Below are 24,758 nucleotides of genomic sequence, written 5' to 3' on the forward strand. Positions count from 1 at the left end.
CGACTACGCGCTATGTCTAAGCGGACGCCTGTAAGGGGTCAAAGCTGAAATACTGCAGCAAGGCATTGATCAGTTGGCCGTATTCGACAGGCGCCTCAGCCACGCTGAAACCCGAGTCGTAATGCTGGGGATTGATGTCCTCGTGACTCCATAAACAGGTCGCGGTGAAATCAACTGCCTGGAAATCACCGTCGACCGTGGGAATCTTCAAGCGCAGCTCGAACGCCACGTCGACCATCATCGGCAATTGACTGATCAACATCAGTCCTTCTGCAGATACGTTACCCAAGTAACCAATGGGCTTATCCGTAAGCCGGTTGAACACTTGCAGGAAACAAGACAATTGATGCCGCTCAATTCGTCGGTCGATAAACATGATGATATCGCCATCCATTGGCCATAACTCTGGCCGCGCCAGTGATTCGGAACGGGCTAAACACCCCCGCTCTCCCTGGAGATCGGTGCGACAACAGCTAGCGCTTTGCCACTCTACAGCCTGCCAATCCCAAGTGTTCCATCCGCTTGGACACAAACTTGTACAAACGGACATTCAAAGAATAGCTTAAGACTGGCAACGGGCCAGCTATGCAACGATAAATAGCATCACAACGACGCCGGACGTGGCTGCGCAACGCTCGCCCCGGAGTAGTGCCCCAGTTGTTGCAGGGTGTCGAGACGCGCACGGGCCCGATAGGCGTACTCGCTGGACGGGTACTGGTTGATGATGAACTGATAGGTTTGCACCGCGTCGACGAACAGCTTCTGTCGCTCCAAACACTGCCCGCGCAACATCGAGACCTCCGGCTGCACATAGCGCCGGGTGCGACTTTCCCGGTCGACCTGGGACAATTCCAGGGTCACGCGCTCGCAGTCACCAACCCCGTACGCACGGTAGGCGTTGTTCAAATGGTGGTCCATCGACCAGCGGGTACAGCCGACAACACTGACGGCCAGGGCAGCAATGAGCAAAATTCGCATGAGGGTTCTCCTGTCTTGTGCAGTGTATCGACCCCTCGTCAAAAATCTTCAAGGTTGTTCAGCTATTCAACCGGAGCGAAAAGCGAATCGCCGATAAGTAGTGCAAACGAACAATGACTACAACCAAAGAGCATAGTAGCCTTCCTCAGCGCTTGAACTCAGGAGTCTGTGCATGTCCGTCCGTCGTACCAAAATCGTCGCCACCCTTGGCCCGGCCAGTAACTCGCCGGAAGTCCTCGAACAGCTGATTCTGGCTGGTTTGGACGTTGCCCGTCTGAACTTCTCCCACGGCACCCCGGACGAGCACAAGGCTCGCGCCAAACTGGTGCGTGACCTGGCCGCCAAACACGGTCGCTTCGTCGCATTGCTGGGTGACCTGCAAGGCCCGAAAATCCGCATCGCCAGATTCACCGACAAACGGATCGAGCTGAAGATCGGTGACACGTTCACCTTCTCCACCAGCCACCCGCTGACCGACGGCAACCAGCACGTCGTGGGTATCGACTACCCGGACCTGGTCAAGGATTGCGGCGTCGGCGACGAACTGCTGCTGGACGACGGCCGCGTGGTCATGCGAGTCGACACCGCCAGCGTCACCGAGCTGAACTGCACCGTGATCATCGGCGGCCCGCTGTCGGATCACAAAGGTATCAACCGTCGCGGTGGTGGCCTGACGGCGCCGGCCCTGACCGAAAAAGACAAGGCCGACATCAAGCTCGCCGCCGAAATGGAAGTGGACTACCTCGCGGTGTCCTTCCCACGCGACGCTGCCGACATGGAATACGCGCGCAAACTGCGCGACGAAGCCGGTGGTACTGCCTGGCTGGTGGCGAAGATCGAACGCGCCGAAGCCGTGGCCGATGACGAAACCCTCGACGGCCTGATCAAGGCGTCCGACGCGGTGATGGTTGCCCGTGGCGACCTGGGCGTGGAAATCGGTGATGCCGAGCTGATCGGTATCCAGAAAAAAATCATCCTGCACGCACGCCGCCACAATAAAGCGGTGATCGTGGCGACCCAGATGATGGAGTCGATGATCCAGAACCCGATGCCGACCCGCGCCGAAGTGTCCGACGTGGCCAACGCCGTGCTCGACTACACCGACGCCGTGATGCTCTCGGCTGAAAGTGCCGCTGGCCCGTACCCGCTGGAAGCCGTCCAGGCCATGGCGCGTATCTGCATCGGTGCCGAAAAGCACCCGACCAGCAAGACCTCCAGCCACCGCATCGGCAAAGTGTTCGAAAGCTGCGACCAGAGCATCGCCCTTGCCGCCATGTACACCGCCAACCACTTCCCTGGCGTCAAAGCGATCATCGCCCTGACCGAAAGTGGCTACACGCCGTTGATCATGTCGCGTATCCGCTCCTCGATACCGATCTACGCGTTCTCCCCGCACCGCGAAACCCAGGCCCGCGCGGCGTTGTTCCGTGGTGTCTACACCGTACCGTTCGACCCGGCGTCGTTGCCACCTGAGCAAGTCAGCCAGGCTGCCATCGACGAACTGCTCAAGCGTGGCGTGGTGGAGAAAGGCGACTGGGTCATCCTGACCAAGGGCGACAGCTACCACACCATCGGCGGCACCAACGGCATGAAGATCCTGCACGTTGGCGACCCAATGGTCTGAGTGATCTGCTGAAAAAACAAAGCCCCGCCCTGTGAATGGCGGGGCTTTTTGCTTTGCGGCTCACAGTGATGGGCTTGCCTGTGGAAACGTCATCAGCACCCGCTGATCGACCTGGGCAGGAACACATCAGCCAACAGTTGATTGCGCGGCAGCCCCGCCAGGAACAGGCGCTTGGAGAACGCCTCGACGCTGGCCGGATGCCCGCAGAGCAAGGCCAGTGTTTGCCGGGAAACCAGCCGCAGTTGCGCCAAGGCCGGGGTCAACTGCGCCGCCGTCCACAGCTCCACCGTCAGGTTCGGATGGCGCTCGGCCAGCGCTGCCAGGGGCTCGGCCAAGTAGTGACCGCTGGCATCGTGGGCCAGGTGAATCAAGCGGATCGCGCCTTGGTGGTCCTGGCGCAACGCCTCACGCAACACGCCCCACAACGGGCCCAGGCCGGTGCCGGACGCCAACAGCCACAGCGGCCGGGTTTGCCAGTCGGGGTCGTACTGCAAAGCGCCGCCGCGCAGTTCGCCCAGGCGCAGACGGTCACCGACGCGCAACTGTCGAGCGGCATCGCTGAACGCGCCGGGCTGACGGCAGTCGAGATGAAACTCCAGGAACGGATCTTCCTCGGGCAGGCTGGCCAAGGAATACGGGCGCGCCACCGGCCCCGCCCACAACACCAGATGCTGCCCGGCCCGGTAGCGCAGGCCGCGCTCCGGTTGCAGGCGCAGGCGCAGCACATGCGTGCTCAACCACTCCACGCCGACCACCGCGGCCGGCACGCCGTCACGGCTCGGGTCAAACGCTTCGACGTGCAGGTCCGCCACCACCCGGCACTGGCAGGCCAGGCGCCAGCCGTTCTCGCGTTGCGCCGGGCTGAGGGCGTCGGGCTGCTGATCCTCGACCTCGCCCCGGCAACGCACCAGGCACGCATGGCAACTGCCGGCGCGGCAACTGTAGGGCACGGCAACGCCGGCCTGGTTCAGGGCATCCAACAGGTTGCTACCGGTGGAGACCGACCAGTGGCGTTCGCCGACGTACAGTTCAGGCATACAAGGTCTCAGATCAAAAAAGCCTACACAGGGAATCACGCCCGGCAGAGTTTGACCATAGTCGGGTGTATCGGCCACCGTGCCGGGTTATACTGCCGCGCCTTTTTAGCGTCGCGCCAGCATCACTCGGCGTGCCTTGGAAAGGTGGTTTCAGCCGACCGATACACCCCACTGAAGCCACCTTTATTGAATGTTCCCTTATAGAGGAGCGCGACTCATGACCGTGATCAAGCAAGACGACCTGATTCAGAGCGTTGCCGACGCCCTGCAATTCATTTCCTACTACCACCCCGTTGACTTCATCCAGGCAATGCACGAAGCCTACCTGCGCGAAGAATCGCCGGCTGCCCGTGACTCCATCGCCCAGATCCTGATCAACTCGCGCATGTGTGCCACCGGCCACCGCCCGATCTGCCAGGACACCGGTATCGTCACCGTGTTCGTGCGCGTAGGCATGGACGTGCGCTGGGACGGCGCCACCATGGGCCTGGACGACATGATCAACGAAGGCGTGCGTCGCGCCTACAACCTGCCGGAAAACGTCCTGCGTGCTTCGATCCTCGCCGACCCGGCGGGCGCGCGTAAAAACACCAAGGACAACACCCCGGCGGTGATCCACTACTCCATCGTCCCGGGTAACACCGTGGAAGTGGACGTGGCCGCCAAGGGCGGTGGTTCCGAGAACAAGTCGAAAATGGCCATGCTCAACCCGTCCGATTCGATCGTCGACTGGGTGCTCAAGACCGTTCCGACCATGGGCGCCGGCTGGTGCCCACCGGGCATGCTCGGCATCGGCATCGGCGGCACCGCCGAGAAAGCCGCCGTGATGGCCAAGGAAGTGTTGATGGAATCCATCGACATCCACGAGCTGAAAAAGCGTGGCCCTTCCAACCGTATCGAAGAGATGCGCCTGGAGCTGTTCGAGAAGGTCAACCAACTGGGCATCGGCGCCCAGGGCCTGGGTGGCCTGACCACCGTGCTCGACGTGAAGATCATGGATTACCCGACCCACGCCGCTTCCCTGCCGGTGTGCATGATCCCCAACTGCGCCGCCACCCGTCACGCGCACTTCGTGCTCGACGGTTCGGGCCCGGCATCGCTGGAAGCGCCACCGCTGGACGCCTACCCGGAAATCGTCTGGGAAGCCGGCCCGTCGGCCCGTCGCGTCAACCTCGACACCCTGACCCCGGAAGACGTGCAGAGCTGGAAGCCGGGCGAAACCGTGTTGCTCAACGGCAAGATGCTGACCGGTCGCGACGCGGCGCACAAGCGCATGGTCGAGATGCTGAACAGGGGCGAAACCCTGCCGGTGGACCTCAAGGGTCGCTTCATCTACTACGTCGGCCCGGTTGATCCGGTGCGCGACGAAGTGGTTGGTCCTGCCGGCCCGACCACCGCGACGCGGATGGACAAGTTCACCCGTCAGATCCTCGAACAAACCGGCCTGCTGGGCATGATCGGCAAATCCGAGCGCGGCCCGACCGCCATCGAAGCGATCAAGGACTACAAGGCCGTGTACCTGATGGCCGTAGGCGGTGCTGCTTACCTGGTGGCGCAAGCCATCAAGAAGTCGCGCGTGGTGGCTTTCGCCGAACTGGGCATGGAAGCGATCTACGAGTTCGAAGTGAAAGACATGCCGGTCACCGTTGCGGTGGACAGCAAAGGCGAATCCGTCCACATCACCGGTCCTGCCATCTGGCAGAAAAAGATCAGTGAAAGCCTGGCGGTAGAAGTGCAGTAAGCGCTTCTTCGCACCGATAAAGGCGACTGCGGCTACACAGCCCAGTCGCCTTTTTTATCGCGCATGCTATGGTGCTCCCCCCTAATTGCAGCTGTTCATCTCCGTATGATCGCGATCCCTCGCCCCCTGCGCCTGACCTTCTACTCCCTGTTGATCATCGCCGGTGCGGTGCTGGCCGCTGCCCTGGCCACCCGCCATGCCGAACGCCAGGCCCTGGTGGACGATGCCGCCCGTGCCAATCAGCAATTAGCGCTGTACGCCAACTCGCTGCACACCCTGATCGAACGCTACCGCGCCCTGCCCGCCGTGCTGGCACTGGACTCGGAAATGATCAGCGCGTTGAAAGGCCCGCTGGATGCCGCGACCCAGGACCTGCTCAACCGTAAACTGGAACGTATCAACAGCGCCGCGCAGTCCTCCACATTGGAACTGATGGACCGCACCGGCCTGGCCGTAGCCGCGAGCAACTGGAAGCTGCCGAGCAGTTACGTCGGGCACAATTATGCGTTCCGGCCTTATTTCAGGCAGACCCTGAGCCAGGGCACCGGGCGCTTTTATGCGGTCGGGGTGACCACCGGCGTGCCGGGGTATTTCCTATCCAGCGCGGTGCTCGATGAACACGAGCAGTTCCTCGGCGCGATGGTGGTCAAACTGGAGTTCCCCGAACTCGAGCGCGAATGGGCCCAGGGCAACGACCTGCTGCTGGTCAGCGATGCACGCGGCATTGTGTTTATCGCCAACCAGCCGGGCTGGCGTTATCGCAACCTGCGCCCGCTGTCGGCCAGCGACCTCGCCGAACTCACGGCCACCCGCCAGTACGACAAGAAACAGCTGCAATCGCTGGAGACCCAGACCCTGCAGCGTTTCGACGAAAACAGCCACCTGATGCGCGTCAACGGCCCCGACGGCAACGCCCGGTACATCTGGGAATCCCTGCCGCTGAAGGGCGAAGGCTGGACCTTGCACCTGCTGCGCAAACCCCAGTTCGCCTTCGAAGACCAACGCAACGCCGGCCTCGCCGCCGCCGGTTCGTGGCTGGCGCTGGTGTTCCTGGTGCTGTTCCTGACCCAGCGCTGGCGCCTGGCCCGCATGCGCCAGCGCAGCCGCGAAGAGCTCGAACAGCTTGTCGAGGAGCGCACCCAGGCCCTGCGCACGGCCCAGGATGGTTTGGTGCAATCGGCCAAGCTGGCGGCGCTGGGGCAGATGTCTGCCGCCCTCGCCCATGAAATCAACCAGCCGCTGACCGCACAGCGCATGCAATTGGCGACCCTGCGCCTGCTGCTCGACCATGGCCGCGTGGAAGATGCCTACAAGGCGCTCACACCACTGGACGACATGCTCACCCGCATGGCCGCGCTGACCGGCCACCTCAAGACCTTCGCCCGCAAAAGCCCCAGCGGCCTGCGCGAGCGCCTCGACCTGGCCAGTGTGGTCGACCAGGCCCTGCAACTGCTCGACGCGCGCCTGCGCGATGAAGGCATCGGCACCGTGCTGGACCTGACCCGCCCCGCCTGGGTCCGTGGCGACGCGATCCGCCTGGAACAAGTACTGATCAACCTGTTGCGCAATGCCCTCGACGCCATGGCCAACAAGCCGCGCAAACGCCTGGAAATCCGCCTGCACGCCGATGAGCAACTGTGGCAACTGACCGTCAGCGACAGCGGCGGCGGCATCGCCGAAGAACACCTGAACAGCGTGTTCGACCCGTTCTTCACCACCAAGCCCGTGGGTGATGGACTCGGCTTGGGGCTGGCGGTGTCCTACGCTATCGTGCATGAACTGGGTGGACGCCTGTGCGTCGCTAACCGTGGCGACGGCGCGGTATTTACCCTGACCCTGCCTATCGCGCTGGAGACGCCGGAGCTATGTTGAATGCGGTGATTGTGGTCGATGACGAAGCCAGCATTCGCACAGCCGTTGAGCAATGGTTGAGCCTGTCGGGATTTGACGTGCAGTTGTTCAGTCGCGCCGAGGCCTGCCTGGCGCAACTGCCCAAGGACTTTCCCGGGGTGGTGTTGAGCGACGTGCGTATGCCCGGCCTCAGCGGCCTGGAACTGCTGGCCGAAGTGCGGCGGCGCGACGCCGACTTACCGGTGATCCTGCTGACCGGCCATGGCGATGTGCCGATGGCCGTCGAGGCCATGCGCGACGGGGCCTACGACTTCCTGGAAAAACCCTTCAGCCCCGAAGCCCTGCTCAACAGCCTGCGTCGCGCCCTCGATAAACGTGGGCTGATCCTGGAAAACCGCCGCCTGCATCAACAGGCCGATCATCGGACACAACTGGAAAACAGCCTGTTGGGCGTGTCCCGCAGCATGCAGAACCTGCGCCGCCAGGTGCTCGACCTGGCGACGTTGCCGGTCAATGTGCTGATCCGCGGCGAGACCGGCAGCGGCAAGGAACTGGTCGCCCGCTGCCTGCACGACTTCGGCCCGCGGGCGAAGAAAGCCTTTGTCGCGCTCAATTGCGCGGCAATCCCCGAGCAGCTGTTTGAAGCCGAGCTGTTCGGCCACGAGAGCGGCGCGTTTACCGGCGCTCAGGGCAAGCGTATCGGCAAGCTGGAATACGCCCACGGCGGCACGCTGTTTCTGGATGAAATCGAAAGCATGCCCCTGGCCCAGCAAGTCAAATTGCTGCGGGTGTTGCAGGAGCAGAAGTTGGAGCGCCTGGGCTCCAATCAGAGCATCCACGTCGATCTGCGCATCATCGCTGCGACCAAACCGGACCTGTTGGAAGAAGCCCGCGCCGGACGCTTTCGCGAAGACCTGGCCTATCGGCTGAACGTCGCACAACTGCGCCTGCCGCCCCTGCGCGAGCGCCGTGAAGATATACCGCTGCTGTTCGATCACTTTGCGCAAAGCGCCGCCGAACGCCTGGGCCGCAGCGTTGAACCGCTGAGTGGCGCGCAACTGGGGCGCCTGCTCAGCCATGACTGGCCGGGCAACGTGCGCGAACTGGCCAACGTCGCCGAACGCCAGGTGCTGGGGCTGGGCGAACCGGAGCCCGAAGGCATCGAGGCCGGGCAATCATTGGCGGCGCAACAGGAAGCCTTCGAGGCCCACTGCCTGAAAGCCGCACTGACCCGACACAAAGGCGATATCAAGGCGGTACTGGCCGAGCTGCAACTGCCCCGGCGCACCTTCAACGAGAAAATGCAGCGGCATGGGTTGGTGCGCGAGATGTTTCTCTAGGGCGTTCTTTGTGGTGTTTTCAAAGACGCCATCGCGGGCACGCCATAAGCGGATTTCCGCTCACCCACCCCAGAACCATCGGCGGCTTTCCGCTCAAAAAAAGCTGCAAACCCTTCTAGATCGGGCCTTCCCCCACCTGGCACAGCTCCTGCTATAGCCCCAGTCAGGCTGTGCTCAGGCACGCTCCATAAAAACAACTATCTGAAGGTTCCTTCAATGGATAACTCCAATACTTTGCCTCTGGGGTCGGCGGCTGCGCCGGCGAAAGAACGCACCACCACCAGCCGCATCAAATCGATCTTCAGCGGATCGGTCGGCAACATGGTCGAGTGGTACGACTGGTACGTCTATGCGGCGTTCTCACTGTACTTCGCCAAAGCCTTCTTCCCGAAAGGCGACACCACCGCCCAACTGCTCAACACCGCTGCGATCTTCGCCGTGGGCTTCCTGATGCGCCCGATCGGCGGCTGGCTGATGGGCCTGTATGCCGACCGCGCCGGTCGCAAGGCCGCGTTGATGGCCTCGGTGCTGCTGATGTGCTTCGGCTCGCTGATCATCGCCCTGAGCCCGGGTTATGAAACCATCGGCGTCGGCGCACCGATCCTGCTGGTGTTCGCCCGTCTGCTGCAAGGCTTGTCGGTGGGTGGCGAATACGGCACCTCGGCCACTTACCTGAGTGAAATGGCGACCAAGGAGCGTCGCGGTTTCTTCTCCAGCTTCCAGTACGTGACCCTGATCTCCGGCCAGCTCATAGCCCTGGCGGTGCTGATCGTGCTGCAACAAGTGCTCACCACCGAGCAACTCTACGATTGGGGCTGGCGTATCCCGTTCGCCATCGGCGCCCTGTGTGCAGTGGTCGCGCTGTACCTGCGTCGCGGCATGGAAGAAACCGAGTCGTTCACCAAGAAGGAAAAAGCCAAGGAAAGCGCAATGCGTACCTTGATGCGCCACCCCAAGGAACTGATGACCGTGGTCGGCCTGACCATGGGCGGCACCCTGGCCTTCTACACCTACACCACCTACATGCAGAAGTACCTGGTGAACACCGTCGGCATGAGCATTTCCGACTCCACCACCATCTCGGCGGCGACGCTGTTTCTGTTCATGTGCCTGCAACCCCTGGTCGGTACGCTGTCGGACAAAGTCGGCCGCCGTCCGATCCTGATCGCCTTCGGCATCCTCGGCACGCTGTTCACCGTGCCGATCCTGACCACCCTGCACACCATCCAGACCTGGTGGGGCGCGTTCTTCCTGATCATGGCGGCGCTGATCATCGTCAGCGGCTACACCTCGATCAACGCGGTGGTGAAGGCTGAGCTGTTCCCCACCGAAATCCGCGCGCTGGGCGTGGGCCTGCCGTATGCGCTGACCGTATCGATCTTCGGCGGCACCGCTGAATACATCGCGCTGTGGTTCAAGAGCATCGGCATGGAAACCGGCTACTACTGGTACGTGACCGCATGTATCGCGGTGTCGTTGGTGGTCTACGTGACCATGAAAGACACCCGCAAGCACTCGCGGATCACCACGAACTAACCGCCGAACGCAGTCACGAATGTGGGAGGGGGCTCGCTCCCGATCGCGGTGTATCAGTCAACTTGTCTCAAGCTGACCCACCGCCATCGGGAGCAAGCCCCCTCTCACATGTGGAACCAGGACAACTCTGGGCCGACTTATAGGGGGTGTCGACCGCGCGCGCAGACTGAACGGGACGCTGTGAAAAATAGGTGGGCGCTGAATGAAAATCCCATAAGGCCGATGGAAATTCGCCGCCATGGCTTGCACTATGACGGCCTCTCAGAAAAGCGCAGCAGGAATCCCAGCCATGTCTGACGACAGCTACTACTACGAACCCGCCAAGGGCCACGGCCTGCCCCATGACCCGTTCAACGCCATCGTCGGCCCGCGACCGATCGGTTGGATTTCGTCCCACGACAGTGAGGGCCACCTGAACCTGGCGCCCTACAGTTTCTTCAATGCGTTCAACTACATTCCGCCGATCATCGGGTTTTCCAGTGTCGGGCGCAAAGACAGCCTGAACAACATCGAACAGACCGGCGAGTTTGTGTGGAACCTGGCCACCCGTCCGTTGGCCGAGCAGATGAACCAGAGCTGTGCCGCCGTGCCGCCGCAGGTGAATGAGTTCGAGTTGTCCGGCCTGACGCCGATGGCCTCGAAGATCGTCGGCGTGCCGCGGGTGGGCGAGAGCCCGGTGGCGTTCGAGTGCAAGGTCACGCAGATCATTCAGCTGCAGCGTGCCGACCATGTGCTGGTACCCAGCTGGCTGGTGCTGGGCGAGGTGGTCGCGGTGCATATTGCCAAGTGGCTGCTCAAGGATGGGATCTACGACACCGCCGCCGCCGAGCCGATCCTGCGTGGCGGCGGCCCGGCGGATTACTTCCAACTGGGCCCCGAGGCGCTGTTCAAAATGTATCGCCCAGGCGCCACCCAAGCCTGACTGCAATGCAATAAAAATGTGGGAGGGGGCTTGCCCCCGATAGCGGTGTTTCAGCTACAGATAGGCTGACTGACACACCTCCATCGGGGGCAAGCCCCCTCCCACATTAGATCAGCGGCGTGCGTTAGTTTGTGGCAGTCGCCCAGGTCAACTGACCTTCTGCGTCGACGTCGGTCAACAACTCAAGGTGCAGCGTCGCCGCATCATCGGCATCGGATGCCGTCTTGAACTTCTGTCCATCCAGGATCTTGTGAAACTGCGGTGCGCCCATGCCATCGAGTGCCTTGACGGCGACGGCGGCGCTGTAGCCCCCTTCGCCCGGTACTACGGCGGAAACGGCTTCGTGGTGGGCAAATTGTTTACGTGCCATGTTGCAGGTCCTGGCCAATGGAAAGTCGGCCATTCTAAACCCTAACCGGCGAGTTGCAGGTACTCGCCGTAAGCATTGGCGGCGGATGCATCGGTGAAGGTCTGGAAGTCCATGCTGCGCACGACTGCGTCGTTCAACAGCTCGGTGAAGATCATCAGGGCTGGCGAGTTGAAGTAGGCACTCATCGCCTGCTCGCTGCTCCAGAGGCCCGAGACCAGCCAGACATCGGGGTCGACCTGGGAATGCTGCAACGAAAATTGCAGGCAACCCTGAGCCTGACGGCCCGGTTCGATCAAACTGCTCAAACGAGCACCGAGTTCGGTGCTGCAGCCGCTACGGGCGCGGATAAAGGCCATATGGCTCGCGGGAATGGGGGTGGACATGTTCGACTCTCCCGTTGAGAAGTGATGCTCGGCAAGCACTGTGAGGGTGTGTTGCCACAGGATCAAAGATAACGGCGCGGGTCGAGGCGCGGTTAGTCGATTCCTGCCGGCTTATTGCACAATCCTGCGAAAAGCGTAGACAGGACGATTGCCCGCCGGTTTTATTCCACCGGCAAACGCCTTGTTTCAGGGACGTGACAGCCGCCGCGCTTGCCTGATTCACGCAGCTTCGCAGGATCAGGCAAGGATTGTGCAGAATCGACATAACACGGTTTGCACCGCCACCGCTAAGCTGAGCCCATCAAAGAAGCCTGCAGAGGACGCCCTATGTCGTCGCCCGAACCTAAGCCCGTGCCCCTCGATGCCGAGATGGAAAAACAGCGCGCCGAACTGGCCAGCATCGTGCGTCGGCATACCTGGGAAGACGGCTCCTACGGTACGGCGATCACGTCACTGTTCCTGAACCGCCACAACACCCCGCGCGACTTCAGCCCGGTGCTGGTGGAGCCCGCCTTGTGCATCCTGGCCAATGGCCGCAAGGAGGTGCGCCTGGCCGATGAAATCTTCGCCTATGACCCGCTCAATTACCTGGTGTTTTCGGTGTCGATGCCCGTGGCCGGGCGGATCATCGATGCCACCGAGCAAGACCCCAACCTGTCGATCCGCATCAACATCGACCCGGCGCAGCTCACCGCCCTGATCGCAGAAGCCGGGCCGATGGGCGTGCCATCGCGCCCGACTGCGCGTGGGATGTACGTCGACCGCCTCGACAACCAACTGCTCGACGCCGTACTGCGCTTGACGCGCTTGCTCGATTCGCCCAAAGACATAGCGATGCTGGCGCCGTTGATCAGCCGTGAAATTCTCTACCGCTTGTTACGTGGGCCGCAGGGTTACCGGCTGTATGAAATCGCCGTGGCCAACAGTCAGAGTCATCGGGTCAGCCAGGCGATCAAATGGCTCAATGGCAACTACGAACAACCGCTGCGCATCGATGACCTGGCCAGGGAAGTGAACCTGAGCGTCTCGACCTTGCACCACCGCTTCAAGGCCATCACCGCGATGAGCCCGCTGCAATACCAGAAGCAATTGCGCTTGCAGGAAGCGCGGCGGCTGATGCTTGCCGAAGGTCTGGAAGCCTCCGCGGCGGGGTATCGGGTGGGGTATGAAAGCCCGTCGCAGTTCAGCCGCGAATACAGCCGGCTGTTTGGTGCGCCGCCGCTGCGGGATTTGGCCAGGTTGCGTCAGAGCGTGTGATTCACTGCCGATCAGATGTGGGAGGGGTGGTTCGACTTGCTCCCGATGGCAGTGAGTCAGCTAAAGATAAGCTGACTGTTGCACCGCTATCGGGAGCAAGCTCCCTCCCACATTTGATCGGCGGCGCTGCTTAGTCGAGGGTTCGGGGCAGTTGCAGGGTGACCCGCAAACCACCCTCGCGCAAATTCTGCAAACTCACTTCGCCGCCATGGCTGTGCGCTATGTTGCGCGCGATGCCCAGGCCCAGGCCGTAGCCCTGCTGCTGGCCGGCGAGGCGGAAGTGCGGTTCGAAGACTTGCTCCAGGCGCTGTTCCGGCACGCCGGGGCCTTCGTCGTCGACGTGCAGGATGAACTCCGCGCCATCGTCCTCGATATGCAAATGGGCGTTCTGCCCGTACTTCAATGCGTTGTCGATCAGGTTGCCGATGCAGCGCTTGAGCGCCAGCGGCTTGCCCGGGTACGGCGCCAACGCGCGCCCATGCTGGGTCACGCGGCCGTTGCCGTTGGGCGCCAGGTACGGTTCCACCAGGCAGTCGAGCACATGGTTGAGGTCCACCGGCTCGATGTTTTCGTGGATGTCGGTGTCTTTCACGCATTGCAGCGCGCCTTTGACCAGCAACTCCAACTCGTCCAGGTCGCGGCCGAATTTGGTTTGCAGGTTTTCATCTTCAAGCAATTCAACCCGCAGGCGCAGGCGTGTGATTGGTGTGCGCAAGTCGTGGGAAATTGCACTGAACAACTGGCTGCGTTCGGTGAGGTAACGGCTGATGCGTTCGCGCATGGCATTGAATGCGCGCCCTACTTCGACCACTTCACTGCCGCCGCCTTCGGCCACCGGCTCCACGTCGGCGCCCAGCGACATGTCCCGCGCCGCCCGCGCCAAGCGCTTGAGCGGCCGGCTCTGCCAGTGGACCAACAGGCCGATGAACAGCAGCAAAAAGCCGCTGGTCAGCACGATAAACCACACTTGCTGCGACGGCAGGCCTTGTTCTTCAAGGCTGGTGTACGGCTCGGGCAACAGCGAGGCGATGTACAGCCATTCGCCAGGGGCGAGTTGGATCTGGGTGACCAGCACGGGCGGGTTCACCGGTTCCAGGGTCAGCGCGTAATGCGCCCAGGAGCGTGGCAGCTCATCGAGTTTCAACCCGGCATTGAAGATGCGCAGGTCTTCGGCGCTGACGAATTCCACCGAGATATGCACATCGGCGCCCAAGGTCTGGCGCAACACTTCATCGACCGCCTTGAGCACCGCTTGCTTGCGCGGGGTCTGCGGCAAGATCGCCATGTCCAGCGGGCGGTCGTTGAGCGTCACCACAAACCGTGTGCCGCCCATGCTGCGCAATTGGTCGAGGACCAACGGGCGGTAAGCCACCGGCAACGAACGGAAATAGCTCACGCTGGCGGTCATCGAATGCGCCAGGCTGCGGGCGCTGGTGACCAGGCCTTCGAGCTGGGTGGCGCGCAATTGCGAGACCCAGATCACGCTGGACAGCGCCTGAGCGAACAGCACCGCGAGCAGCGTCAGCAGGAGCATGCGCCCGAGCAGCGAGCGCGGCACCGGGAAGCGGCGGCGACGTTCGCTCAGGTGTTCAGTGGACACTGCCGGCAACCACGCTGGCTGCCAGTTGATAACCGCTGCCGCGCACGGTGCGGATCAGCCTCGGCGGTTTTTCCGTGTCGCGCAGGCGTTGGCGCAGACGGCTGACGGCCATGTCGACGATCCGGTCGAGCGGCATCAGGTCGCGGCCACGGGTGGCGTTGCCGATGGTGTCGCGGTCGAGGATCTGTTGCGGGTGGTCGAGAAACAGCTTGAGCAGGGCAAAGTCGGCCCCGGAGAGGATCACCTCTTCACCGTCGACGTGAAACAGTCGGTGGCTGATCGTGTCCAGGCGCCATTCATCGAACACCAACACCTCGCCATTGCCGCCGCGCTCCTGGCCGAACTGGCAGCGGCGCAACAGTGCCTTGATCCGCGCCTGCAACTCGCGGGGGCTGAAAGGCTTGCCGATGTAGTCGTCGGCGCCCAGCTCCAGGCCGATCACACGGTCGGCTTCGTCGGAACTGGCGGTGAGCATGATGATCGGCACCTGCGCCTGGCGCGGGTGCTGGCGAATCCAGCGACACAGGCTGAAGCCGTCTTCGTCCGGCAACATCACATCGAGGATGACCAGGTCGCACGGCGCCTCGTCCATCGCCTGACGGAACCCCGCACCGTCCGGCACGCCACGCACCTGGAAACCGGCGCGACTGAGGTAGGTTTGCAGCAATTCGCGGATTTCCTGGTCGTCGTCGACGAGGAGAATCGATTTACTGATTACGCTCACGGGGTCCTCCTTGTTGTTATGGCCAAACTTGAGTCATCTGTTGTTCATCAGGGCCTCATCGGGGGCAAGCCCCCTCCCACATTTGGAATGCATTCCAAGTGTGGGAGGGGGCTTGCCCCCGATGGCGCGATCACTGCCTACGCGAATGCCTGTTCAAGCGCCACACCCGCCCCGGTCAACCCGGAATACGGCGCCGTCACCAGCCATACCGGAATGCCCTTGAAGTAGTCGCTCATGCAGCCTTTGTCACTGAAGCTCTTGGCAAAATCGCTGTGGATAAAGAAGTCGGCAAACCGCGGAATCACCCCGCCGACGATATACACACCGCCCCGTGCGCCGGTGGTCAGGACGTTGTTACCGGCTACGCGGCCCAGCCAGATACTGAACTGGTTCAACACTTCCATCGCCACCGGGTCGCCGGCCAGGCCTGCCGCCGTGATCGCTTCTGGCGTATCCAGCACCGGCGAGTGACCATCCACCGCACAGATCGCCCGATACACCCGTGGCAAACCTGCACCACTCAAGGCGCTTTCGGCGCTGACATGGCCGATCTCATTGTAAATGTGCTGCCACAGCTGGGCTTCCCGCGGGCTGCTCAGGGGCAGGTCGACATGGCCGCCCTCCCCCGGCAACGCGACCCAACGGCCGCCGCCCAGGTCGAGCAAGGTGCCGACGCCCAGACCGGTGCCCGGACCGATCACCACCGCCGGGCGCAACGGTTCCGGCGTGCCAGGGCAGACCACGCGGAATTCGTCGGGCTTCAAGCGGGTCATGCCCAGGGCCATGGCCGAGAAGTCATTGACCAGCAGCAATTCATCCACCTGCAAGGTGTTGCAAAACGCAGTCTTACTCAGGCGCCAGTGGTTGTTGGTGAATTTAAATTCATCACCGCTCACCGGCCCGGCCACCGACAGGCACACCGCGCCGATGTCGCCGATCGCCAGGCCTTCTTCCTTGAGGTAGACCTTGATCGCGTCCTCAGGGCTTTTATGATCCGCGGTGGCCTGCACCCGGATCGAATGCAGTGCCTGATCCCGCCACAACGCAAACCGGGCGTTGGTACCGCCAATATCACCGACCAGCGCAAGCTTCACTTAAGCGTCTCCAAGGCACAGGTAAAGGCGCTGGCGCCTTGCTCTGCAGAGCTTGCGGCCAAGCGCATAAATGCAAACAGCTCGCGACCGGCCCCCACGTTATTGCCCAACAGGCCCGTGGCAGGTGTGCGCGCTGCAAATTCTTCGGCGTCCACCTTAAGCTCCAAGGTGCCTTTGACACCATCCACACGAATGATATCGCCATCGCGCACCCGTGCCAGCGGCCCGCCGCTCTGGGCTTCGGGGTTGACATGGATCGCGGCGGGGATCTTACCCGACGCGCCGGACATGCGCCCGTCCGTTACCAGCGCCACTTTGAAGCCACGGTCCTGCAACACGCCAAGGAACGGCGTCATCTTGTGCAATTCGGGCATGCCGTTGGAGCGCGGCCCCTGGAAGCGCATCACCGCGACAAAGTCTTTTTCCAACTGGCCGGCCTTGAACGCATCGGCCAGATCTTGCTGGTCCTGGAACACCACGGCCGGGGCTTCGACGACCTGGTGCTCGGGGGCCACGGCGGAGACTTTCATCACGCCACGGCCGAGGTTGCCTTGCATCACGCGCAAGCCACCTTCGGGCGAGAACGCACGGGCCACCGGGCGCAGGATGGCTTCGTCGAGGCTTTCGATCGGGCCGTCGCGCCAGATCAGCTCGCCGTCGACCAGGAACGGTTCCTGGATGTAGCGGCTCAGGCCTTTGCCGGCCACGGTGTTGACGTCTTCGTGAAGCAGGCCGGCTTCGAGCAGTTCACGAATCAGGAACGACATGCCGCCCGCCGCCTGGAAGTGGTTGATGTCGGCTTTGCCGTTTGGATAGACGTGGGACAGGGTCGGCACCACCTCGGAGAGGTCGGCCATGTCTTGCCAGGTCAGGATGATCCCCGCCGACATGGCGATGGCCGGCATGTGCAAGGTGTGGTTGGTGGAACCGCCGGTAGCGTTGAGCGCGACGATGGCGTTGACGATGGATTTTTCGTCGACGATCTCGCCGATCGGCGTGAAGTTGCCGTTGGCCTTGGTCAGGCGCGTGACCTGATGCGCGGCTTCGCGGGTCAGCGCGTCACGCAGCGGCGTGTACGGGTTGACGAACGAGGCGCCGGGCAAATGCAGGCCCATCACTTCCATCAGCAACTGGTTGGTATTGGCGGTGCCATAGAAGGTGCAGGTGCCGGGGCTGTGGTAGGACTTCATCTCCGACTCCAGCAGCTCTTCGCGGCTGGCCTTGCCTTCGGCGTAGCGCTGGCGCACGTCGGCCTTCTGCTTGTTGGAGATGCCCGACGGCATTGGCCCGCCAGGAACGAAGATCATCGGCAGATGGCCGTAGCGCAGGGCGCCCATCATCAGGCCGGGGACGATCTTGTCGCAGATGCCCAACATCAGCGCAGCGTCGAACATGTTGTGGGACAGCGCTACCGCCGTGGACATGGCGATGACTTCACGGCTGAGCAGGCTCAGCTCCATGCCCGGCTCGCCTTGGGTCACGCCGTCGCACATGGCGGGCGTGCCGCCGGCGAACTGGCCGACCGAGCCGACTTCGCGCAGGGCTTTTTTGATCTGGTCCGGGAAATGTTCATACGGCTGGTGCGCCGAGAGCATGTCGTTATATGACGAAACAATTGCCACGTTGGCGGCATTCATCATACGCAGACTATTTTTATCTTCGGTGCCGCAACCGGCCACGCCGTGGGCAAAGTTGGCGCATTGCAGCTTGCCGCGCATCGGGCCGTCGCTGGCGGCGCCGCGAATGAGCGCAAGGTAAGCCTCACGGGTTGCACGACTGCGGGCGATAAGCCGTTCGGTGACCTCAAGAACGCGGGGATGCATGTGTAGAACTCCAGGCTAACGGATGTGGCGACCTGAGTGTCTATGCTGATCAAACGCCCGCGGCACATGGGATGGCAGAGAGTCGCTTGGATCATCGGACCAGTTGATTCAGGTCACTCGTTGTAGATTGAACAAAATATTGCCACTAAAAAGGCTTGTTTTCTATTTTTATGCGAATAATCTTGTAATTCTTACAACAAATCGACGACAGGCACTCTCCAATGACTCTTCGAATCGCAATCAATGGTTTTGGCCGTATCGGCCGCAATGTCCTGCGCGCACTGTATACCCAAGGCTATCGCCAGGATTTGCAGATCGTCGCGATCAATGACTTGGGCGACAGCTCGATCAATGCCCACCTGCTCAAATACGACACCGTCCACGGTACTTTCGATGCAGAGGTCGCACACGATCAGGAAAGCCTGACCGTCAATGGTGACCGGATCGCCGTCAGCGCCATTCGCAACCCGGCCGACCTGCCCTGGGCTGCGCACAATATCGACGTGGTGTTCGAATGCACCGGCCTGTTCACCGACCGGGCCAAGGCTGCTGCCCATATTAGCGCCGGCGCGCGCAAGGTGATCATCTCTGCCCCGGCCAAAGGCGCGGATGCCACCGTGGTCTACGGGGTAAATCATGACATTTTGCGTCAATCCCACCAGATCATCTCCAACGCTTCCTGCACCACCAACTGCCTGGCACCCGTGGCCCAGGTGCTGCACCGCGAGCTGGGCATCGAAAGCGGCCTGATGACCACCATCCATGCCTACACCAACGACCAGAACCTGACCGACGTCTACCACACCGACCCCTACCGCGCGCGCTCGGCCACCCAGAACATGATCCCGAGCAAGACCGGCGCCGCCGAAGCGGTCGGCCTGGTGCTGCCGGAACTGGCGGGCAAGCTGACCGGCATGGCCGTGCGGGTGCCGGTGATCAACGTATCGCTGGTGGACCTGACCGTGCAGTTGAAGAAAGACGCTACTGCCGAGGAAGTCAACGCGCTGCTCAAGGAAGCCAGCCAGCACTCGAAGATCCTCGGCTACAACACCCTGCCGCTGGTTTCCAGTGACTTCAACCACAACCCGCTGTCGTCGATCTTCGACGCCAACCACACCAAGTCCAGCGGCAAACTGCTGAAAGTGCTGGCCTGGTACGACAACGAGTGGGGCTTCTCCAACCGCATGCTGGACAACTGCCTGGCGCTCTGCAACGCCGAATAATCTTTTGTGGGAGGGGCGGTTCGACGGTTCGACTTGCTCCCGATGGCGGTGTATCAGTCATGCATGTGTTGACTGACATTCCGTAATCGGGAGCAAGCCGCTCCCACATTTGATAGGTAGAGGCCCAGAGAAACAGCCACTTGCCATTTGTGCTGATGATACGCATTATCATTAACTACAAATCGGTCCGGTATCGCTGTGAGCCAATCTCGCTTCAACCAAGTCTTTCTCACCCAACGGGTGATTCTGCTACGCACCTTGCAGCGGATGGTGAACAACCACAGCACCGCCGAGGACCTGTTGCAGGAAACCTACCTGCGCGTGACCCGGGCCCTGGGCGAGCGGCCGATCGATCACCTCGAACCCTTCGTCTACCAGACCGCGCGCAACCTCGCGCTGGATCACTTGCGTTCACGCAGGATACAGGCGCGCACACTGCAGGAAGATGTCCCGCTGGACGTCCTGCAAAGCGTCGCCGCCCCCATCAGCACGCCCGAAGACGCGACCCAGGCCGAGCAACTGCTTGAGCACCTGAGCATCAGCCTCGGCCAATTGAGTGCCCGCCAGCAACGGATTTTCATCCTCAGCCGCCTGCATGGTTGCAGCTACCAGGAGATTGCCGATCAATTGGAAGTGTCCTTGAGCACGGTGCAAAAGGAACTGAAATTGATCATGGCCATCTGTGTAGGTGTGGCCGAACGGCTGGATCAGCCTTAAGCTTCACCCGACAGAAATGTCGACCCAGGCTGTAGGAAAGATAAATAGAACGTGGCGAAGACCCGAGGCACACCGTGACCGACCCGAATAAACTGCGCCCCCACGCGCTGGCTCATGAGGTGTTGCAAGACCCGGCGATGGACCAGGCCCTCGACTGGCTGATCGCCCTGCAGTGCCCGCAACCCGGGCAGCAGGCCGCATTCGAAGCCTGGCTGGCCGGCGACCCGGCGCGCGTCCAGGCCTTCGGCAAAGCCCAGGCCGCCTGGGGCGGGGCGCCCGTCCACAGCGCCGCCGTTGCGCTGGCCGCACCGCGCAAACCCAGGGCCTGGCGCCGTATCAAACCGCATTGGAAACCACTGGCCACCGCCGCCGTGTTGATGCTCGGGCTGTTCAGCTTCAGCAACCTGCCGGTACGCCTGCAAGCTGACCACCTCACCGTGGTGGGTGAGCGCCAGCGCCTGCAATTGGATGAGGGCTCGAACGTCCTGTTGAACACCGATTCGGCGTTCTCCAGCACCACCCGGGATCACCAGCGCATCGCCCGCCTCTACCAAGGCGAAGCGTTTTTCGAGGTAACGCCCAACCGCGGCCTGCCCCTGGAAGTCGACGCCGGCCCGGTGCGCGCCAGCGTGCGCGACACCGCGTTCGCCGTGCGCTACCTCAACGGCGAAGCGCAGGTGCAGGTGCAGCGCGGCGACGTCGACCTGAGCAACACCTTCGACGATGCCCGCGTGCGCCTGAGCGCTGGGCAAAGCATCCGCATCGGTCCCAAGGGCTTCGGTCAACCCGCCAGGCTCGACGCCAACAAGGACCTGGCCTGGGTCCAGGGCCGGCTGATCTTCGAAAACCGCCCGATGAGCGAAGTGCTCGCCGAATTGCGCCGCTACTACCCCGGCTGGATCGTCAACACCAACGACCAACTCGCCAGCGTCGCCGTCACCGGCAACTACCGCCTCGACCAACCGTTGGACGTAGTGCGTTCCCTGGCCCACATCACCTCGGCCAAGCTCTCTGAATACCCGGCCTTGGTGATCCTGAACTAAATGAGAATTATTTTTACTCGATAGACCTCGGCTGTACGTCTCGTCTTAGCCAATGCAACTGATTCCTATTTGAACCAGTGCGCAACTATAAGACTCGTACTTCCGGAGCGCTCTCGATGTCCTCTCGTTTCAATCGCCGGTCTTCTTCACCCGTGCTGTCCTTGCTGACCGCCGCCCTCCTGCTGGCCGGTACCCCGCTGACGGCCGCCGCCGCCGAACCGACCGCCCGCAGCCACGGCAACTACAGCTTCAGCATCGAACAGCAGCCACTGGTTTCGGCACTCAATGCCTTCACCGCCGTGACCGGCTGGCAAGTCGGCCTGCCGGCGGAGCTGGGCCAGGGCGTGTCGTCCCCTGGCGTGCGCGGTGCGCTGTCGCCGGAAAAAGCCCTGGAGCGCTTGTTGGTGGGGACCAACCTGGGCTACCGCAAACTCGGCAACAGCAACATCGTCCTGGAAAAGCGCGCTGCCGGCGGTGTCCTCAACCTGCAACAGGTGACCATCAGCGCCACCCGTAACGAGCAGGACGTCAACAGCGTACCGAACACCGTCAGCGTGCATGATCGCCAAACGCTGGACCGCCAGAACGTCAACACGATCCGCGAGCTGGTGCGTTACGAGCCGGGCGTCTCGGTCGGTGGCGCCGGCACCCGTGCCGGCAATGCGGGCTACAACATTCGCGGTATCGACGGCGACCGCATCCTCACCCAGGTCGATGGCGTGGAAGTGCCGGACAACTTCTTCAACGGCCCCTACGCCAAGACCCGTCGCAACTACGTCGACCCGGAAATCGTCAAGCGCGTGGAAATCCTGCGCGGCCCGGCGTCGGCCCTGTACGGCAGCAGCGCCATCGGCGGCGCGGTGAGCTATTTCACCCTCGACCCGGACGACATCATCAAACCCGGCCAGGACGTCGGCGCCCGCCTCAAGACCGGCTACAGCTCCGCCGACGAGAGCTGGCTGACCTCCGCCACCGTCGCCGGCCGCGTACAGGACGTTGACGGCTTGTTGCACCTGAGCCAGCGCAACGGCCATGAAACCGAAGCCTACGACGGCAACAACGCCACCGGCCTGGCCCGCACCGGCGCCAACCCCGAGGAGGCGCGCACCACCAACGTGTTGGCCAAACTGGGCTGGAACTATGGCGATGACAACCGTCTGGGCCTGACTTACGAGAAGTACAAGGACGATCGCGACGTCAACCTGAAGAATGCCGTGGGTGGCCCGTTCGTCGGTGGTCAAGGTTTCAATCTCTACCGTGACCGCCGGGGCAACGACACCATCACCCGCGAACGTTTTGGCCTGGAAAACACCTTCGCCCTCGACTCGCCCGTGACCGATCGCATCAAGACCAGTCTCAATTACCAGATCGCTAAGACCGACCAGAGCACCGCAGAAATCTACCAGGCCGGCCGTCGGGTATTGCGCACCCGCGACACGCTTTACGAAGAAAAACAGTGGGTATTCGATGCCCAGCTGGACAAGGCATTCAGCCTCGGCGAAACCGATCACCAAGTGACCTACGGCACCACGCTCAAGCAGCAGAAAGTCACCGGCTCCCGCGAGGGCGCAGCTACTTGCCTCGCCGTCGGCGCCGGTTGCACAGCCATTGGCGCGCCCAGCCCAACGGCCAGCGACAGCGTGAAGAAGGCCAGCGACTTCCCCGACCCGACCATCAACACCTATTCGTTGTTTGCCCAGGACCAGATCGCCTGGGACAAATGGACCTTCCTGCCCAGCCTGCGTTATGACTACACCCAGCTCAAACCCAAGCTGACCCAAGCGTTCCTCAGTACCGTCAACCCGACCGGCCAATACCCGGTGAGCGACAAGGAAAAAACCTGGCACCGTGTCACCCCCAAGTTTGGCCTGACGTATGCCCTGACCGATCACTACACCCTGTTTGGCCAATACGCCGAAGGCTTCCGCACGCCCTCGGTCAAGGCGCTGTACGGACGTTTTGAAAACCTGAACCTGGGCTACACCGTCGAGCCCAACCCCAACCTCAAGCCGGAAACCAGCAAAGGCATCGAAACCGGGATTCGCGGCAAGTTCGCCGCAGGCTCCTTCGACATCGCGGTGTTTTACAACAAATACCGCGATTTTATCGACGAAGACAACGCGGTCGTCGGCGGCACCGTCGAACAGTTCCAGGCCGTCAATATCAAGCGCGCAACCATCAAGGGCGCGGAAGCCAAGGGCCGCTTGAACCTCGACGCCTTCGGGGCGCCTCAGGGCCTGTATACCCAGGGGTCGATTGCCTACGCCTACGGGCGCAACGACGACAGCGGCGAGCCGCTGAACAGCGTCAACCCACTCAAAGGCGTATTCGGCCTGGGTTACGAACAGGACAACTACGGTGGCCTGCTGAGCTGGACCCTGGTGAAGAAACAAGACCGTGTCGACAGCAAGACCTTCTTCGCGCCCGACGGCGACAGCGCCAACGGCCCGTTCAAGACCCCAGGCTTCGGCATCCTCGACCTGACCGGCTTCTATAAAGTCACCCGCGATGTGACCCTCAACGCCGGCCTCTACAACCTGACCGACAAGAAGTACTGGAACTGGGATGACGTGCGCAGCTACGACAGCGTCGGCGAAGCCGGTGTCACCGGCCCGGCCAACCTCGACCGCCTGACCCAGCCCGGTCGCAACTTTGCGATCAATGTGATCTGGGACATCTGATCAATCCGCCTCGCCGGAATCAATCACCGGCGAGGTGAGGATTTTTTACTGTGCCGCGTCTTCTTGTTCGTCTAGTTACTAACCGCCCAGCCATGCCTCAGGGCAACACGGCGCTCCCTTCACAAGGACTTTGTCATGACCGCTTCGCCTTCCGCAGAACGCCCAAGCCTGCGCTCCCAGCGCCTGAACCAGATCACCAGCGAGCCGCACACCCGGCTCGATGCGCTAGTCAAGGCGCACGCGCCGTTTGAAACCCAGCCCAACTTCGCGCGCTTCGTGGTGGCGCAGTACCTGTTCCAATCGGAACTGGTGGCGCTGTACAACGATGCCGCGCTGATCAAGATCGTCCCCGACCTGGCCGAGCGCTGCCGCGCCGACGCCGCCAGGCTGGACCTGGCCGACCTGGACACTGACGTGCCGGCCGCCGTCCCCGGCGCCGTGCAGAACCCGAGCCAAGCCGAAGCCCTGGGCTGGTTGTTCGTCTCCGAAGGCTCGAAGCTGGGCGCGGCGTTCCTGATCAAGCGCGCCGTGGCCCTGGGCCTGAGCGAAACCTTCGGCGCCCGCCACCTCGGCGAGCCGGCCGGCGGCCGCGCCGACGGCTGGAAGCGCTTCACCCGCACCCTCGACGGCCTGGAATTCAGCGCCGAAGAAGAAGCCGATGTGGAAAAAGGTGCGCTCAATGCGTTTATGCGCTTCACGGTGTTGCTCGAACAGGCATACGCTACCGCCCCTGAGCTGGCCTGATATTCGATTGAAATGCGTAATCGGTGGGAGGGGCGGTGCGACGATTCGACTTGCTCCCGATAGGGGTGGG

21 protein-coding genes are annotated in these 24,758 nt (G+C 62.2%); 12 read left to right on the forward strand and 9 right to left on the reverse strand.

Annotation, left to right across the window (positions count from 1 at the left end):
• Nucleotides 1-16 precede the first annotated feature (16 nt).
• Complete coding sequence (locus tag AC07W0_RS08085; protein ID WP_102617344.1) at nt 17-376, reverse strand: PilZ domain-containing protein; 360 nt, start codon at nt 374-376, stop codon at nt 17-19.
• Nucleotides 377-603: 227 nt separating this feature from the next.
• Entirely contained in the window at nt 604-978 is a 375-nt protein-coding gene (locus tag AC07W0_RS08090; protein WP_017139782.1) for a tetratricopeptide repeat protein, read from the reverse strand.
• A gap of 172 nt (nt 979-1,150) precedes the next feature.
• On the opposite strand from AC07W0_RS08090, the gene pyk reads away from it, so the two are divergent.
• A complete protein-coding gene (pyk, locus tag AC07W0_RS08095; protein WP_017846080.1) occupies nt 1,151-2,602 on the forward strand; it encodes a pyruvate kinase in 1,452 nt (483 codons plus the stop codon).
• 92 nt (nt 2,603-2,694) lie between these two features.
• Here the strand turns inward: pyk and AC07W0_RS08100 are convergent, their stop codons facing one another.
• A complete protein-coding gene (locus tag AC07W0_RS08100; RefSeq protein ID WP_102617329.1) occupies nt 2,695-3,639 on the reverse strand; it encodes an iron-sulfur-binding ferredoxin reductase in 945 nt (314 codons plus the stop codon).
• 217 nt (nt 3,640-3,856) lie between these two features.
• Between AC07W0_RS08100 and AC07W0_RS08105 the strand changes: the two genes are divergently transcribed.
• From AC07W0_RS08105 to AC07W0_RS08125, 5 genes are all read left to right on the forward strand, one after another.
• Complete coding sequence (locus AC07W0_RS08105) at nt 3,857-5,380, forward strand: fumarate hydratase (protein ID WP_017846082.1); 1,524 nt, start codon at nt 3,857-3,859, stop codon at nt 5,378-5,380.
• A 105-nt stretch (nt 5,381-5,485) separates the two neighbouring features.
• Entirely contained in the window at nt 5,486-7,252 is a 1,767-nt protein-coding gene (locus AC07W0_RS08110) for a sensor histidine kinase (protein WP_046490035.1), read from the forward strand.
• Entirely contained in the window at nt 7,246-8,571 is a 1,326-nt protein-coding gene (locus AC07W0_RS08115; RefSeq protein WP_017846084.1) for a sigma-54-dependent transcriptional regulator, read from the forward strand. The genes AC07W0_RS08110 and AC07W0_RS08115 overlap by 7 nt, the downstream gene beginning before the upstream one ends.
• A 216-nt stretch (nt 8,572-8,787) precedes the next feature.
• Nucleotides 8,788-10,107, forward strand: a complete 1,320-nt coding sequence (locus AC07W0_RS08120; protein ID WP_017846085.1) for an MFS transporter — start codon at nt 8,788-8,790, stop codon at nt 10,105-10,107.
• Between the two features lie 289 nt (nt 10,108-10,396).
• Entirely contained in the window at nt 10,397-11,029 is a 633-nt protein-coding gene (locus tag AC07W0_RS08125) for a flavin reductase family protein (protein WP_102617328.1), read from the forward strand.
• Between the two features lie 124 nt (nt 11,030-11,153).
• Here AC07W0_RS08125 and AC07W0_RS08130 read toward each other — a convergent pair whose 3' ends face one another.
• Together AC07W0_RS08130 and AC07W0_RS08135 are read right to left on the reverse strand one after the other, a co-directional pair.
• Nucleotides 11,154-11,399 (reverse strand): hypothetical protein, encoded by a 246-nt coding sequence (locus tag AC07W0_RS08130; protein ID WP_017846087.1) that lies wholly within the window; start codon nt 11,397-11,399, stop codon nt 11,154-11,156.
• A gap of 41 nt (nt 11,400-11,440) precedes the next feature.
• Nucleotides 11,441-11,782: an antibiotic biosynthesis monooxygenase family protein gene (locus AC07W0_RS08135; protein ID WP_017846088.1), complete on the reverse strand. Its 342-nt coding sequence runs from the start codon at nt 11,780-11,782 to the stop codon at nt 11,441-11,443.
• Between the two features lie 327 nt (nt 11,783-12,109).
• Between AC07W0_RS08135 and AC07W0_RS08140 the strand changes: the two genes are divergently transcribed.
• Nucleotides 12,110-13,039, forward strand: coding sequence for an AraC family transcriptional regulator (locus AC07W0_RS08140; protein WP_017846089.1), 930 nt, complete (start codon nt 12,110-12,112; stop codon nt 13,037-13,039).
• Between the two features lie 130 nt (nt 13,040-13,169).
• Here the strand turns inward: AC07W0_RS08140 and AC07W0_RS08145 are convergent, their stop codons facing one another.
• The 4 genes from AC07W0_RS08145 to edd all read right to left on the reverse strand — a co-directional run bounded on the left by AC07W0_RS08145 (nt 13,170) and on the right by edd (nt 18,280).
• Nucleotides 13,170-14,597, reverse strand: a complete 1,428-nt coding sequence (locus AC07W0_RS08145) for an ATP-binding protein (protein ID WP_162231530.1) — start codon at nt 14,595-14,597, stop codon at nt 13,170-13,172.
• A gap of 31 nt (nt 14,598-14,628) precedes the next feature.
• Nucleotides 14,629-15,363, reverse strand: a complete 735-nt coding sequence (locus AC07W0_RS08150; protein WP_017846091.1) for a response regulator — start codon at nt 15,361-15,363, stop codon at nt 14,629-14,631.
• 137 nt (nt 15,364-15,500) lie between these two features.
• Nucleotides 15,501-16,457, reverse strand: coding sequence for a glucokinase (locus tag AC07W0_RS08155; protein WP_102617327.1), 957 nt, complete (start codon nt 16,455-16,457; stop codon nt 15,501-15,503).
• Complete coding sequence (edd, locus tag AC07W0_RS08160; protein WP_017846093.1) at nt 16,454-18,280, reverse strand: phosphogluconate dehydratase; 1,827 nt, start codon at nt 18,278-18,280, stop codon at nt 16,454-16,456. Before edd ends, AC07W0_RS08155 begins: the two co-directional genes overlap by 4 nt.
• A gap of 221 nt (nt 18,281-18,501) precedes the next feature.
• Between edd and gap the strand changes: the two genes are divergently transcribed.
• From gap to AC07W0_RS08185, 5 genes are all read left to right on the forward strand, one after another.
• A complete protein-coding gene (gap, locus tag AC07W0_RS08165; protein WP_046490029.1) occupies nt 18,502-19,503 on the forward strand; it encodes a type I glyceraldehyde-3-phosphate dehydrogenase in 1,002 nt (333 codons plus the stop codon).
• A 198-nt stretch (nt 19,504-19,701) separates the two neighbouring features.
• Nucleotides 19,702-20,220: an RNA polymerase sigma factor gene (locus AC07W0_RS08170; protein WP_017846095.1), complete on the forward strand. Its 519-nt coding sequence runs from the start codon at nt 19,702-19,704 to the stop codon at nt 20,218-20,220.
• Nucleotides 20,221-20,294: 74 nt separating this feature from the next.
• Entirely contained in the window at nt 20,295-21,263 is a 969-nt protein-coding gene (locus tag AC07W0_RS08175; RefSeq protein ID WP_102617326.1) for a FecR family protein, read from the forward strand.
• Between the two features lie 116 nt (nt 21,264-21,379).
• Nucleotides 21,380-23,944: a TonB-dependent receptor gene (locus AC07W0_RS08180; RefSeq protein ID WP_102617325.1), complete on the forward strand. Its 2,565-nt coding sequence runs from the start codon at nt 21,380-21,382 to the stop codon at nt 23,942-23,944.
• 135 nt (nt 23,945-24,079) lie between these two features.
• On the forward strand, nt 24,080-24,688 hold the full coding sequence (locus AC07W0_RS08185) for a biliverdin-producing heme oxygenase (RefSeq protein WP_046382224.1): 609 nt from the start codon (nt 24,080-24,082) through the stop codon (nt 24,686-24,688).
• Nucleotides 24,689-24,758 lie beyond the last annotated feature (70 nt).

The sequence above is a fragment of the Pseudomonas sp. GW704-F2 genome (genome assembly GCF_059423025.1).

Bases quoted from the DNA above. Each gene is read 5' to 3' on its own strand.
- AC07W0_RS08085 (WP_102617344.1), bottom strand. From the start codon at position 376: ATGTTTATCGACCGACGAATTGAGCGGCATCAATTGTCTTGTTTCCTG.
- AC07W0_RS08090 (WP_017139782.1), bottom strand. From the start codon at position 978: ATGCGAATTTTGCTCATTGCTGCCCTGGCCGTCAGTGTTGTCGGCTGT.
- pyk (WP_017846080.1), top strand. From the start codon at position 1,151: ATGTCCGTCCGTCGTACCAAAATCGTCGCCACCCTTGGCCCGGCCAGT.
- AC07W0_RS08100 (WP_102617329.1), bottom strand. From the start codon at position 3,639: ATGCCTGAACTGTACGTCGGCGAACGCCACTGGTCGGTCTCCACCGGT.
- AC07W0_RS08105 (WP_017846082.1), top strand. From the start codon at position 3,857: ATGACCGTGATCAAGCAAGACGACCTGATTCAGAGCGTTGCCGACGCC.
- AC07W0_RS08110 (WP_046490035.1), top strand. From the start codon at position 5,486: ATGATCGCGATCCCTCGCCCCCTGCGCCTGACCTTCTACTCCCTGTTG.
- AC07W0_RS08115 (WP_017846084.1), top strand. From the start codon at position 7,246: ATGTTGAATGCGGTGATTGTGGTCGATGACGAAGCCAGCATTCGCACA.
- AC07W0_RS08120 (WP_017846085.1), top strand. From the start codon at position 8,788: ATGGATAACTCCAATACTTTGCCTCTGGGGTCGGCGGCTGCGCCGGCG.
- AC07W0_RS08125 (WP_102617328.1), top strand. From the start codon at position 10,397: ATGTCTGACGACAGCTACTACTACGAACCCGCCAAGGGCCACGGCCTG.
- AC07W0_RS08130 (WP_017846087.1), bottom strand. From the start codon at position 11,399: ATGGCACGTAAACAATTTGCCCACCACGAAGCCGTTTCCGCCGTAGTA.
- AC07W0_RS08135 (WP_017846088.1), bottom strand. From the start codon at position 11,782: ATGTCCACCCCCATTCCCGCGAGCCATATGGCCTTTATCCGCGCCCGT.
- AC07W0_RS08140 (WP_017846089.1), top strand. From the start codon at position 12,110: ATGTCGTCGCCCGAACCTAAGCCCGTGCCCCTCGATGCCGAGATGGAA.
- edd (WP_017846093.1), bottom strand. From the start codon at position 18,280: ATGCATCCCCGCGTTCTTGAGGTCACCGAACGGCTTATCGCCCGCAGT.
- gap (WP_046490029.1), top strand. From the start codon at position 18,502: ATGACTCTTCGAATCGCAATCAATGGTTTTGGCCGTATCGGCCGCAAT.
- AC07W0_RS08180 (WP_102617325.1), top strand. From the start codon at position 21,380: ATGTCCTCTCGTTTCAATCGCCGGTCTTCTTCACCCGTGCTGTCCTTG.
- AC07W0_RS08185 (WP_046382224.1), top strand. From the start codon at position 24,080: ATGACCGCTTCGCCTTCCGCAGAACGCCCAAGCCTGCGCTCCCAGCGC.